Here is a 12,142-nt window from a genome sequence, read left to right on the forward strand (position 1 = left end):
CGATAAGTTGTGCCCATGAGCGACACCGTCAGCGCCGACAACCCGGACGCCGGAGGACCTGACCTGCGCACGACCGCGGGGCGGCTGGCCGACCACCGCGCCCGCGTGCAGGACGCCGTCCACGCCGGCTCCAGCGCCGCCCTCGAGAAGCACCGTGCCCGGGGCAAGATGACCGCCCGGGAGCGGGTGGAGGCGTTGCTGGACGAGGGCAGCTTCACCGAGCTGGACGCGTTGGCCCGGCACCGGTCCACCGCCTTCGGCCAGGACCGGAACCGGCCCTACGGCGACGGGGTGGTCACCGGCTACGGCACCGTCGACGGTCGACCGATCGCCGTCTTCTCCCAGGACTTCACCGTCTTCGGCGGCTCCCTGGGCGAGGTCTTCGGGGAGAAGATCGTCAAGGTGATGGACCTGGCGATGAAGATCGGCTGCCCCGTGGTGGGCATCAACGACTCCGGTGGCGCCCGCATCCAGGAGGGCGTGGTGGCCCTCGGCCTGTACGCCGAGATCTTCCGGCGCAACGTGGACGCCTCCGGGGTCATCCCGCAGATCTCCCTGGTCATGGGCCCGTGCGCGGGAGGTGCCGTGTACTCGCCGGCGATCACCGACTTCGTGGTCATGGTCGACCAGACCTCGCACATGTTCATCACCGGCCCGGACGTCATCAAGACCGTCACCGGCGAGGACGTCACCATGGAGGAGCTGGGCGGGGCACGCACGCACAACAGCACCAGCGGGGTGGCGCACTACCTGGCCGACGACGAGGACGACGCCCTGGACTACGCCAAGGAGCTGATCGGCTTCCTCCCGCAGAACAACCTGGAGGACCCGCCGGCCTACGACGAGGACCCCGACGACGAGGTGAACGCCCAGGACGAGGAGCTGAACACCCTGGTGCCGGACTCGGCCGGTGTCCCCTACGACATCCGGACCGCGATCGGCACCGTCGTCGACGACGGCGAGTTCCTCGAGGTGCAGGAGCTCTTCGCGCCGAACATCGTGGTCGGCTTCGGCCGGGTCGAGGGCCGCTCGGTCGGGGTGGTCGCCAACCAGCCGATGCAGCTGGCCGGGACCCTGGACATCGACGCCTCGGAGAAGGCGGCCCGTTTCGTGCGGACCTGCGACGCCTTCAACATCCCGATCCTGACCTTCGTGGACGTGCCCGGCTTCCTGCCCGGCACCGATCAGGAGTTCGGCGGCATCATCCGGCGCGGGGCCAAGCTGCTGTACGCCTACGCCGAGGCCACGGTGCCGCTGGTCACCGTGATCACCCGCAAGGCCTACGGGGGCGCCTACGACGTGATGGGCTCCAAGCACCTGGGCGCCGACGTCAACCTCGCCTGGCCGACCGCCCAGATCGCCGTGATGGGCGCCCAGGGTGCCGCGAACATCCTCTACCGGCGTGAGCTGGCCGAGGTCGCGGCCGCCGGCGGGGACGTGGAGGCCGAGCGGGCCCGGCGCATCCGGGAGTACGAGGACACCCTGGCCAACCCCTACGTCGCCGCCGAACGCGGCTACGTGGACGCAGTCATCGAGCCCGCCCAGACCCGGGTCCAGGTCGCCCGGGCGCTGCGGCACCTGCGCTCCAAGCGTTCGAACCGGGCGCCCCGCAAGCACGGGAACATCCCGCTGTGAGCGCCGTGGATCCCGTGCAGGAGCAGCCGACGACGACCGCGGAGGCCGTCCCGGTCATCCGGGTCGTCCGTGGCCACCCCTCCCCGGTGCAGCTGGCGGCGCTGACCGCCGTGCTCACGGCGGGCTCAGGGCCGGCCGACGACACCGGCAGCGGGTCGGGCGCCCGGACCCCGGGGACGCTGTGGACGGCACGCAGCCGCTTCGCCCGTCCCCGCCCGGCGGTCGGACCCGGCGGCTGGCGTGCCTCAGCGCTGCCGCGCTGAGGCGGACGCTCAGGTGGTGACCGCGCCCGCCCCTTCGGCGCCCTGCTCATGCAGCTCCCGGCGTTCGGCCTCGGCGCGCGGCTTGAAGTAGAACCAGCCGATCCCCAGCGCCAGCAGGAAAACGGCGAGCATCACGAAGAACAGCGGCCAGATCCCGGTGAGGAAGATCACCGGCACGGCCAGCGCGGTGACCAGGCCGCCACCGAAGAACGGCTCGAACACCAGCTGCTTGTAGCCGAACGCCTCGAAGGCCGGGCTCTCGGCGTCCGGGTCGGTGATCCGCATCAGGATGAGCCCGGTGGCCGTCACGCCCATGGACTGGCCGAAGTCGCCGATCCCCCGCTCGAACCAGTAGCGGCCGATGATCCGGGGGGCGAACCAGAGGAACAGGCCCACGTTGAAGGTGATGCCGGCCACCGCCAGCAGCAGGAAGGTGCCGAGGTTGTCGCCGATCGCCTCCAGCGAGAGGGTCCCGATCGCGGCGACGATGAGGAAGTCCAGCGCCCATCCCTGGATCCGCAGCATGATCTGGTGGTCGATCAGGTGGTCGACCTTGAACGCGGTCGCCATCGCCTGCAGCGCGACCCCGCCCAGCAGCGCCAGCGGGAACAGCGGGACGAAGGCGAAGATCTCAAGCGGGGTGTCCTCGTTGATCAGGACCGTGCCGTAGGTGCGGGCCTCCACCCAGCGCAGCGCCTCCAGCACGCACCAGCCGAGCAGGATCGCCACCGAGACCAGGGCCATGTGCAGGGACAGCGGCTCGACCGAGGAGGGGCGGCTCGTCATCGTCCCGGCGGGGTAGTGCTCGTCGGCGCGGAACAGCCCCTTCTGCTCCTCGATCGAGGCCTGCACGTCACCCTTGAGGATCTCCGTGCGCCCGGTCCGCACCCCCCAGTTGATCAGCGCGATGCCGATCACCACGCCGCCCACGATGCCCACCGTGGCGAGCCCGACGGCCAGGTCGGCGCCCTCGCCGAAGCCGAGGTCCTCCAGCACCGGACGCATCCCGGCGGCCGTGCCGTGACCGCCCTCGAAGCCGATCTCGATGAGCGCACCGGTCATCGGCTGCGCCCCGAGCAGCGGGACCAGGACGACCGCCGCGAGCAGCAGGCCGACCACGTACTGGCCGGAGCCGAGGGCGACACCCAGCGAGAGCTGCGGCCCGACCAGGCGGCCTGCACGGGCGGGTGTCGGCAGCTTCTGGCCGAGGAACATGGTGGCGAAGACCACGCTGATCAGCAGCCCCGGCAGCGCGCTCCAGACGGTGAGGATGCCCTCGGTGAACAGGCCGCTCTCCCCCACCGGGCCACCCACCCGCCCCAGGACCTGCGGGCCGAGGAGCAGCAGGATGACGCCGGCGATGATCGAGCTGGGCAGGAAGAGCTTCTGCGCCCAGCCGGCCCGGACCCGGACGATCTTGCCCAGGAGCAGGAAGAGTCCGAGGACGAGGAGTGCGAAACCGATCTGGCCTGGGGACATCAGGACCCTCCCTGGTGACGGAATGTCGGGCAACCCTCGCATACCCGTGGGGCCCGCGCCAGGGTCGCTTCCTCAGCCTCGTCGCTCCAGCCGACGCTGCAGCGCCGCGTGGTAGGTCGCGGGCAGGCACCCGGCCGCCAGCACCCGCGCGGCCGCCTCGTCGTCGCCCATCGCCGCCGCGAAGGTGACCCGCATGCTCACCCCGTGCCCCGGGGAGGCACCGAGGCGGACCGGGTCCCCCGGCACCACCCGGCCGGGCGTCAGCACCCGCAGGTAGACCCCGCACGCCCCGTGCTCGGTGAACCTCCTCGTCCAGCGGGGCTCACCCAGATGCCGGGCGAAGGTCGCGCACGGCTGCCGCGGCAGCGAGACCTGGAGCAGGGCCGTCCCGACCCGCAGCTCCCGGCCCGGTTCCAGGCCGTCCAGGTCGATCCCCTCGGTGGTCAGGTTCTCGCCGAAGACGCCGTCGCGCAGGGGGCGGCCCAGCTCGACCTCCCATCGGTCCAGCTCCTCCCGGGCGAAGGCGTACACCGCCTTGTCCGCGCCCCCGTGGTGCCGGTCGTCGCCGACCAGGTCGCCGACGACGCCCGAGCCGTCGCCGTGCCGGGGTCCCGGCACGCGCAGCTCGATCGCCGGGACGTCCAGCTTGTCGATGCCGGTCATGCGCGGCGTCCCCGGGTCCGGCCGTGGGCGGGCCAGGTTCGTGGACCGGACGGTGCCCGCCCCCACCTCAGCCCTCGCTCACCCGGGCCACCGCGAAGACCCGACGGAAGGGCAGCAGGACACCCACCTCCGTCCGCGGGTATGCCTCGCGCAGGGCCACCGTGAACTCCGCCACGAAGTCGCTGCGCAGCTCTTCCGGCAGCGCCTGCAGGGTGGGCCGGGCACCGGTGGCCGAGACCCAGGTGAACACCGGGTCAGGGTCCTGGTCCTGGGGGTCGAGCACGTGCAGGTAGGTCGTCTCCCAGGCGTCCACCGTGCAGCCGGCGACGCTCAGTGCGGCCAGGTAGTCCGCGGGGTCGTGCGCGGCCGGCGAGGCGACCCCGGCCAGGTGCTCGGCATACGGGGGACGGGCGGCGAGCTCCCTGCGCAGGGTGTGGCTCGGCTCGTCGAAGTTGCCGGGCACGGTCATCGCGAGCATCCCGCCCGGACGCACCCGGCCCACCAGGTCCGGCAGCAGCGCCAGGTGGCCCGGCACCCACTGCAGGGTGGCGGTGGTGACCAGCAGGTCCACCGGCTGCTGCGGCGCGAACGCCCACGAGCGGACGTCGCCCACCTCGGCGCGGGCCCCACCCTGGCGTGCCGCGGCGACCATCTGCGGCGAGGAGTCCACCCCGAGCACGTCGGCCTCCGGCCAGCGCTCGCGCAACCGGGTCAGACCGTGTCCGGGCCCGCAGCCCAGGTCGACGATGCGGCGGGGCGCGATGTCGGGCACCCGGGCGAGCAGCTCGTCGAACGGCCGGTCCCGCTCGGCGGAGTAGTGCGTGTAGTGCTCCGGGTCCCAGCGCTGGCTCATGCGCGACACGCTATCCAGGAGGGTGCTGCTCCGGGTGCGCCGGGTCTTCCTCCTGCGCCCGCAACGCCCGGTAGACCGCCCGGACGCCGACGGCCTGCTCGAGCTCGCGGGTCACCACAGAGAAGAACTGGGCCCGGTAGGTCTCGTCGGTGACCGCGCTGACGATGAAGTAGAGGCCCGAGAAGCCGGCCAGGAAGAGGGAGACCTTGACCAGCTCGGCCGAGACGCTGCCCAGGTGCGGCACGTGCTGGGTCTGCGCCAGCCCGGTCCAGGACAGCTGCGTCTCCTGGTTCATGATGATCGAGCCGAAGACCAGCAGGAAGACGAAGACCGCCACCATCAGGGCGAGCACCTGGACCAGCTGGATCACCAGCAGCACCAGCACCAGGTTCCACCGCTCGAGGCCGGTGACCCGGGCCAGCGAGGGGGCGTCCACCTGCGGGTCCGCCGCGAACCGCTCCTGGGTGTCCGCCATCGGGGTGCCGCGGCAGGTGCGCCGCAGGAAGGCCTCGTCCACCGCGTCGTCGACCAGGTCCACCTCCTCCGGCAGCCGGACCAGCTGGAAGACCACGCCGATCCCGAGCAGCATCAGCACCACCAGCCAGTGCGTGGCGAAGCTGAGGCTGGCGCTCATCTGCCAGGCCTCGGCGTTGATGAAGAGGAAGCCGACGAAGAGCAGCAGCAGCGGCAGCGCCCGCATCGCCGAGCCGACCAGCAGCGGCACGCTGGTGACGGTGCGCCGCAGCCCGAACGTCAGGATCGGTCCGGCGTGCAGCGCGGTCGCGGCGTACAGCACCCCGATCACCAGCAACGACGACGCCCACAGCGCGGGGGCCGCGCTGACCTGCTGGGACACCCAGCCGAGCAGCCCACCCAGGGCAGCCGTGCCGACCAGGACCAGCACCACCAGGGGGACCAGGTGGCGGGCCCGGAGCGCGGAGCGGACGGCCGCCCGCTCGTCCGGGACGAAGTAGGCCAGGCCGTGCGCCAGGAACCATCGCTCGGTGTCCCGACGTGGGTCGGCGGTCCGCCGACGCCTGGCCATCAGGACCGGTCCCCTGCTGCAGCGCTCACCGGCACCAGGGTAAGGGTGCGCCCGACACCCCGACCGGGTGGCGGTAGGTTGCCGGGGTGACTACGCCGAGCCGCACCTTCACCGAGATCGACCGTATCGCCGAGGACCACCTGGACGCCGTGGTGGCGCTCAGTCCGCTGGAGGCCACCTACCTGGGGGTCGCGGGTCAGGACCACCGGATCGACGACCTGTCCGTCGAGGGCCTGCGCGCCCGACGCGACCAGTCCGCCGCCACCCTGGAGCTGCTCTCCGGGGCCGACCCGGTGGACGACACCGACCGGGTCACGGTGGCTGCGCTGCGAGAGCGACTGGGGCTGGAGGTCGAGGAGCTGGACCTGGTGCTGGCCGGTCGCGCCCCGGTCGACCTCAACGTGATCGCCTCCGCCCCGCAGGCGGTCCGCGACATCTTCGACCTGATGGCCAAGGACACCGAGGCCCACTGGGAGACCGTGGTCGCCCGGCTGGAGGCCGTCCCCACCGCGCTGGAGCAGTACGCCTCCGCGCTGCGCTGGGGCGCCGACCGGGGGCAGGCTCCCCCGCTGCGCCAGGTGCGGGCCGTCGCGGAGCAGTGCCGCGACCAGGCCGGCACGGAGGCCAGCAGCTTCGACGCGCTCACCGACGAGGCGGCCGGGCAGCCCGCGGCCCTGCGTGAGCACCTGGCCACCGCGCTGACCGGCGCGAAGGCGGCGTTCGGTGACCTCGCGGCATACCTGGAGGACGAGCTGGCTTCGACCGCGCCGGAGTCCGACGCCTGCGGGCGCGAGCTCTACCAGCTGCGCTCGCGCAGCTTCCTCGGGGCCGTGATCGACCTGGAGGAGACCTACCGCTGGGGGCAGGAGGAGCTCGCCCGGATCACCGCGATGATGGAGGAGACCGCCGAGCGGATCCGTCCGGGGGCCGGGGTCAAGGAGGCGGTGGCGATCCTGGACGAGGACCCCGCCTACGCCCTCGAGGGCACCGACGCGCTCCGGGACTGGATGCAGGTCAAGGCCGACGAGGCGGTGACCGAGCTGGCGGACAGCCAGTTCGACGTGCCCGGCCCGGTGCGCCGGATCGAGTGCATGATCGCCCCCAGCCAGACCGGCGGCATCTACTACTCCGGGCCCAGCGAGGACTTCTCCCGGCCGGGGCGGATGTGGTGGTCGGTGCCCAAGGGCGTCACCCGCTTCTCCACCTGGCGCGAGCTCACCACCGTCTACCACGAGGGCGTGCCCGGCCACCACCTGCAGATCGGGCAGACCGTCTACCGGTCCGAGCTGCTGAACCGGTGGCGCCGGCTGGCGTCGTGGACCTCCGGGCACGGCGAGGGCTGGGCCCTCTACGCGGAGTGGCTGATGGCCGACCTCGGCTACATGGACGACCCGGGTATGCGGATGGGTCTGCTCGACGGTCAGTCGCTGCGGGCCGCGCGGGTCGTCATCGACATCGGCGTGCACTGCGGCTTCGAGGCCCCGGCCGAGGTCGGCGGCGGCGGGTGGACCTACGAGAAGGCCTGGGAGTTCCTGAACAACCACGTGAACATGGACGAGGGCTTCGTCCGCTTCGAGCTGGACCGCTACCTGGGCTGGCCGGGGCAGGCGCCGTCCTACAAGATCGGCGAGCGGCTCTGGCTCCGGCTGCGGGACGAGTGCCGGGCCCGCGAGGGGGCCGACTTCGACCTGCGCGCCTTCCACCGGCGCGCGCTGGACATCGGCGGCGTCGGGCTGGACACCCTCCGGGCCGCCGTCCTCGAGGAGCTCTGAGCGGGCCGGGGACCGGGCTAGGGTGGCCGCCATGATCCCGTTCGTCCTGGCCTCGGCCTCACCAGCGCGACTGACCACCCTGACCCGGGCCGGCGTCCACCCGGAGGTGATCGTCTCCGGGGTGGACGAGGACGCGGTGATCGAGGCGGCGCAGCAGGAGCACGGCCGGCTGGACGCCGGCGACGTGGCCCTCACCCTGGCCCGGGCCAAGGCCGAGCAGGTGGGTGCCGAGCACGCGCCGGACGCGCTGCTGCTCGGCTGCGACTCGGTGCTGGAGCTGGACGGAGACGTCTTCGGCAAGCCGCACTCCTCGCAGGTGGCCGTCGAGCGCTGGCAGCGGATGCGCGGACGCACCGGCACCCTGCACACCGGCCACTGGCTCATCGACGACCGGGAGGCCGGCACCGGGGCCACCCTGGGGGCGACCGCCTCGACCCTCGTCCACTTCGCCGACCTCAGCGACGCCGAGATCGCGCACTACGTGGGCACCGGGGAGCCGCTGCACGTGGCGGGCGGCTTCACCGTCGACGGCCTGGGCGGGCCCTACGTGACCGGTATCGAGGGCGACTACCACGCGGTGGTCGGCGTCAGCCTGCCCCTGCTGCGGACCCTGCTGGGCGAGCTCGGGCTGGCCTGGCACCAGCTGCTGCCGCACTGACCGGCGGTCCGCTCAGGCGTCGTAGTCGATGGTGACCCGCTCGCTGACCGGGTGCGACTGGCACATCAGCCGGTAGCCGCGCTCCACCTCGTCCTGCTCCAGGGCGTAGTTGCGCTCCATCCGCACCTCCCCGTCCACCAGCCGGGCCCGGCAGGTGCCGCACACGCCGCCGGTGCAGGAGAAGGGAGCGTCCGGCCGCTCGCGCAGCGTCGCCGCGAGGATCGTCTCGTCCTTGCTGGGCATCGGCACCGTGGTGGTGCGCCCGTCCAGGGTCACCGTCGCGACGGCCGCCGGTGGGGCGCCCTCGTCGACGGGGACCGGAGGCGTGGTCGCCACCGGGGCGCCGGCGTCGTCGACGTGGAAGATCTCGTGGTGCACGTGCTCGGCGTCGACACCCCGCTCGGCGAGAGCCTGCTGCACGGTCCGGACCATCCCGAACGGCCCGCACAGGTACCACTCGTCCACCTCGTCGGCGGGGACCAGGGTGGCCAGCAGCTGTCGCACCTTCTCCTCGTCGATCCGCCCGGTCAGCAGGGGCGCGTCCTGCGGCTCCCGGGAGAGCACGTTGACCAGGGTGAACCGTCCCGGGTAGCGGTTCTTCAGGTCCATCAGCTCCTCCAGGAACATGATGCTGTCCGTGCGCCGGTTGCCGAAGACCAGCGTCACCCGCGACCCCGGCTCCTCCTCCAGCACGGTGGCCAGCAGGGACAGCACCGGGGTGATCCCCGACCCGGCGGCGACCCCGACGTGGTGACGCCGGGCGTCCGGCCGGGTCTCGCAGGTGAACGACCCCGTCGGGGTCATCACCTGCAGGGTGTCACCCACCCGCACCGCCTCGTTCAGCCAGCCGGACATCACTCCGCCGGGCACCCGCGCGGCGGCGACCCTGACCTCACCGGTCTCGCGGGCCCGGGAGCGGGAGATGCAGCAGGAGTAGGAGCGGCGCGCGTCCTGACCGTCGATGTCCGCGCGCACGGTGAGGTGCTGGCCGGGCGCGAAGGCGAACTCCGCACGCAGCTCCTCCGGCACAGCGAAGCTGATCGCGACCGCCTCCTCGGTCAGCCGGTCCACCCGGCTGACGGTGAGCTCGTGGAAGGTCGCCCGGCGGCGGGTCGGCTGCTGGATCAGGCTCAACGGGGCATCTCTCAGATCGTCTTGAACTCGTCGAAGGGTTCGCGGCAGGCACGGCACCGGCGCAGGGCCTTGCAGGCGGTGGACCCGAAGCGGGCCACCTCCTCGGTGTCCCGGGAGCCGCACCGGGGGCAGGCGACCTGCCTCAGCTGCAGGCCGACGGGGACCGGGCCGTCGCGGTGCGCGCGTTCCCCCGTGGGGGGCGCGATCCCGAACCGGCGCAGCTTCTCCCGGCCCTGCTCGCTCATCCACGCGGTGGTCCAGGCCGGGGACAGCCGGGTGACGACCTCGACGGGCACGTCGCGCCGGGTGCCGGCCTCGACGACGCCGTCGACCATGGCCTGCAGGGCGGGGCAGCCGGAGTAGGTGGGGGTGATCGTCACCCGGAGCCCGGGGCGACCCCGGACCTGGGCGGTCTCGACCTCTCGGATCACCCCGAGGTCGTCGATGGTGAGCACCGGGATCTCGGGGTCGGGTACGGCACGGACCGCACGGGCGGCCTCCTGCACCGGGTCGACGAGCACGGTCACCAGCTGGCTCCGGGGTGGCTGCGGGCGATGTGCTGCAGCTGCGCCAGCAGGTAGCCCATCGCCTCCGAGTGCACCCCCTCGCGGCCGCCGCGGGCGTGCCAGCGGGGCGGGTCCGGCATCGTCAGGGTGGCCTGCTCCAGCACCGGGGAGACCCGGGCGTTCACGGCCTCGGTGAGCGAGGAGGGGAGCACGCCGATGCCCTGCTCGGTCGCCCACCGCGCCGCCTCGTGGTCCTCGCCCAGCTCGGCCACGTAGGGCTGCACGGCGACCAGCGCGGCCTGCATCCGGGTGTGGCTCTCGGCGGTGCCGTCCCCGAGCCGCAGCACCCAGCTGGTCGCGTGGTCGCGGTGGTAGTCGACCTCCTTGAGCGCCTTCTGGGCCACCCCGGCCAGGGTCTCGTCGGTGGAGGTGAGCAGGCGGGCATACAGCTCGCACTGGTAGCTGGAGAACCACAGCAGCCGTGCCATCTCGTGCGCGAAGTCGCCGCGCGGCTGCTCCACCAGCTGCACGTTGCGGTACTCCCGCTCGCTGCGCAGCATCGCCAGCTGGTCCTCGTCCCGCGGCGGGGTGCGGCCCTCGACCTCACCGGCGCGGGTGAGCAGCGCCCGGGCCTGTCCGAGCAGGTCGAGGCCGACGTTGCCCAGGGCCATGTCCTCCTCGATCTGCGGGGCGTGGGTCAGCCACTCGCCGAGCCGCTGCGCGTAGACCAGCGCGTCGTCGCCCAGCCCGAGCAGGTAGGCCGTGTGGGTGTCGGTCGCGGTGCCGGCGCTCACAGGTACTCCACGTCGTCGGGCACCTCGTAGAAGGTCGGGTGCCGGTAGACCTTGTCCGCGGCCGGGTCGAAGAAGCTGTCCCGCTCGTCCGGGCTGGAGGCGGTGACGTCCTCCGAGGCCACCACCCAGAGGGAGACGCCCTCCTGCCGGCGGGTGTAGAGGTCGCGGGCGTTGCGCAGCGCCATGGTGGCGTCCGGTGCGTGCAACGACCCCACATGCACGTGCGAGAGCCCCCTCTTGGCGCGCACGAAGACCTCGTAGAGCGGCCAGCCCTGATGGTGCCCGCTGCTCATGCGACGTCCTGGCCGGCGCCCGCCGCCGCGTGCTTGGCGGCGTAGGCGGTGGCGGCCTCGCGGACCCACGCCCCCTCGGTGTGGGCGTCGACCCGGGTGGCGATCCGCTGCTCGTTGCAGGGTCCGTCGCCCTTGAGCACCCGCCAGAACTCGTCCCAGTCGATCGGCCCGAAGTCCCAGTGCCCGCGCTCGGCGTTCCAGCGCAGGTCCGGGTCAGGCAGGGTCAGCCCCAACTTCTGGGCCTGCGGGACGGTCATGTCGACGAACTTCTGGCGCAGGTCGTCGTTGGAGAACCGCTTGATGCCCCACTCCATGTTCTGCCGGGTATGCCCTTCGGTGGCCTTCTCCCCCGAGTCCGGCGGTCCGAACATCATCAGCGCCGGCCACCACCACCGGTTCGCGGCGTCCTGGGCCATCGCCCGCTGCTCCTCCGTCCCCCGGGACAGCACCCACAGGATCTCGAAGCCCTGCCGCTGGTGGAAGGACTCCTCCTTGCACACCCGGATCATCGCCCGGGCGTACGGGCCGTAGGAGCACCGGCACAGCGGCACCTGGTTCATGATCGCGGCGCCGTCGACCAGCCAGCCGATGGTGCCCACGTCGGCCCAGGTCAGCGTGGGGTAGTTGAAGATGGAGGAGTACTTCTGTCGGCCGCTGTGCAGCTTGTCGAGCAGCTCGGAGCGGTCCACCCCCAGCGTCTCGGCGGCCGAGTAGAGGTACAGCCCGTGACCGGCCTCGTCCTGCACCTTGGCCATCAGGATCGCCTTGCGGCGCAGGCTGGGGGCGCGACCGATCCAGTTGCCCTCCGGCTGCATACCGATGATCTCCGAGTGCGCGTGCTGGGCGATCTGCCGGATCAGCGTCTTCCGGTAGGCCTCCGGCATCGCGTCCCGCGGCTCGATCCGCTGGTCGTCCTCGACCAGCCGGTCGAAGTACTCCATGTGCTCGCGCAGGGCCTCCTCGTACTCCGGGGTCTCCGCAGCGTTGAGGGGAGCATCGGGGCCGAAGTCGTTGCCGTACATGTCCCCAGTGTGCCAGAGAGCAGGC

Annotated in this window: 13 protein-coding genes; 4 read left to right on the plus strand and 9 right to left on the minus strand. The window is 72.4% G+C overall.

The annotated features are described in order from the left end of the window. Nucleotides 1–15: 15 nt before the first annotated feature. Together ACI3EY_RS08505 and ACI3EY_RS08510 are read left to right on the plus strand one after the other, a co-directional pair. The gene (locus tag ACI3EY_RS08505) at nt 16–1,635 is read left to right on the plus strand and encodes an acyl-CoA carboxylase subunit beta (RefSeq protein WP_405036127.1); all 1,620 of its coding nucleotides are present in this window, start codon (nt 16–18) and stop codon (nt 1,633–1,635) included. After that, nucleotides 1,632–1,898 (plus strand): acyl-CoA carboxylase subunit epsilon, encoded by a 267-nt coding sequence (locus ACI3EY_RS08510; RefSeq protein ID WP_405036126.1) that lies wholly within the window; start codon nt 1,632–1,634, stop codon nt 1,896–1,898. Before ACI3EY_RS08505 ends, ACI3EY_RS08510 begins: the two co-directional genes overlap by 4 nt. A gap of 9 nt (nt 1,899–1,907) precedes the next feature. Here the strand turns inward: ACI3EY_RS08510 and ACI3EY_RS08515 are convergent, their stop codons facing one another. The 4 genes from ACI3EY_RS08515 to ACI3EY_RS08530 all read right to left on the minus strand — a co-directional run bounded on the left by ACI3EY_RS08515 (nt 1,908) and on the right by ACI3EY_RS08530 (nt 5,938). Further along, nucleotides 1,908–3,377, minus strand: a complete 1,470-nt coding sequence (locus ACI3EY_RS08515; protein ID WP_405040129.1) for a sodium/glutamate symporter — start codon at nt 3,375–3,377, stop codon at nt 1,908–1,910. A 72-nt stretch (nt 3,378–3,449) separates the two neighbouring features. Beyond that, on the minus strand, nt 3,450–4,040 hold the full coding sequence (locus tag ACI3EY_RS08520) for an MOSC domain-containing protein (RefSeq protein ID WP_405040130.1): 591 nt from the start codon (nt 4,038–4,040) through the stop codon (nt 3,450–3,452). A 67-nt stretch (nt 4,041–4,107) separates the two neighbouring features. Next, nucleotides 4,108–4,893 (minus strand): methyltransferase domain-containing protein, encoded by a 786-nt coding sequence (locus tag ACI3EY_RS08525; RefSeq protein ID WP_405036123.1) that lies wholly within the window; start codon nt 4,891–4,893, stop codon nt 4,108–4,110. Between the two features lie 10 nt (nt 4,894–4,903). Continuing rightward, a complete protein-coding gene (locus ACI3EY_RS08530) occupies nt 4,904–5,938 on the minus strand; it encodes a hypothetical protein (protein WP_405040131.1) in 1,035 nt (344 codons plus the stop codon). 86 nt (nt 5,939–6,024) lie between these two features. Between ACI3EY_RS08530 and ACI3EY_RS08535 the strand changes: the two genes are divergently transcribed. After that, a complete protein-coding gene (locus ACI3EY_RS08535; protein ID WP_405040132.1) occupies nt 6,025–7,710 on the plus strand; it encodes a DUF885 domain-containing protein in 1,686 nt (561 codons plus the stop codon). 31 nt (nt 7,711–7,741) lie between these two features. Further along, nucleotides 7,742–8,368 carry a Maf family protein gene (locus tag ACI3EY_RS08540; RefSeq protein WP_405036120.1) on the plus strand — a complete coding sequence of 209 codons (627 nt, stop codon included), beginning with the start codon at nt 7,742–7,744 and terminating at the stop codon, nt 8,366–8,368. 12 nt (nt 8,369–8,380) lie between these two features. On the opposite strand, the gene paaE is transcribed toward ACI3EY_RS08540, so the two are convergent. From paaE to paaA, 5 genes are read right to left on the minus strand one after another with little or no spacing between them, the layout of a single operon-like run. Beyond that, nucleotides 8,381–9,502 (minus strand): 1,2-phenylacetyl-CoA epoxidase subunit PaaE, encoded by a 1,122-nt coding sequence (gene paaE / locus ACI3EY_RS08545; protein ID WP_405036119.1) that lies wholly within the window; start codon nt 9,500–9,502, stop codon nt 8,381–8,383. 11 nt (nt 9,503–9,513) lie between these two features. Beyond that, nucleotides 9,514–10,029, minus strand: coding sequence for a 1,2-phenylacetyl-CoA epoxidase subunit PaaD (gene paaD, locus ACI3EY_RS08550; protein WP_405036118.1), 516 nt, complete (start codon nt 10,027–10,029; stop codon nt 9,514–9,516). Beyond that, nucleotides 10,026–10,802 carry a 1,2-phenylacetyl-CoA epoxidase subunit PaaC gene (gene paaC / locus ACI3EY_RS08555; RefSeq protein WP_405036117.1) on the minus strand — a complete coding sequence of 259 codons (777 nt, stop codon included), beginning with the start codon at nt 10,800–10,802 and terminating at the stop codon, nt 10,026–10,028. Before paaC ends, paaD begins: the two co-directional genes overlap by 4 nt. Then, nucleotides 10,799–11,095: a 1,2-phenylacetyl-CoA epoxidase subunit PaaB gene (gene paaB, locus ACI3EY_RS08560; RefSeq protein ID WP_405036116.1), complete on the minus strand. Its 297-nt coding sequence runs from the start codon at nt 11,093–11,095 to the stop codon at nt 10,799–10,801. The genes paaC and paaB overlap by 4 nt, the downstream gene beginning before the upstream one ends. Continuing rightward, on the minus strand, nt 11,092–12,117 hold the full coding sequence (gene paaA, locus ACI3EY_RS08565) for a 1,2-phenylacetyl-CoA epoxidase subunit PaaA (protein WP_405036115.1): 1,026 nt from the start codon (nt 12,115–12,117) through the stop codon (nt 11,092–11,094). Before paaA ends, paaB begins: the two co-directional genes overlap by 4 nt. Nucleotides 12,118–12,142: the final 25 nt, after the last annotated feature.

Source organism: Serinicoccus shuyuelongi, assembly GCF_045032955.1.
Taxonomy (GTDB): Bacteria; Actinomycetota; Actinomycetes; order Actinomycetales; family Dermatophilaceae; genus Ornithinicoccus.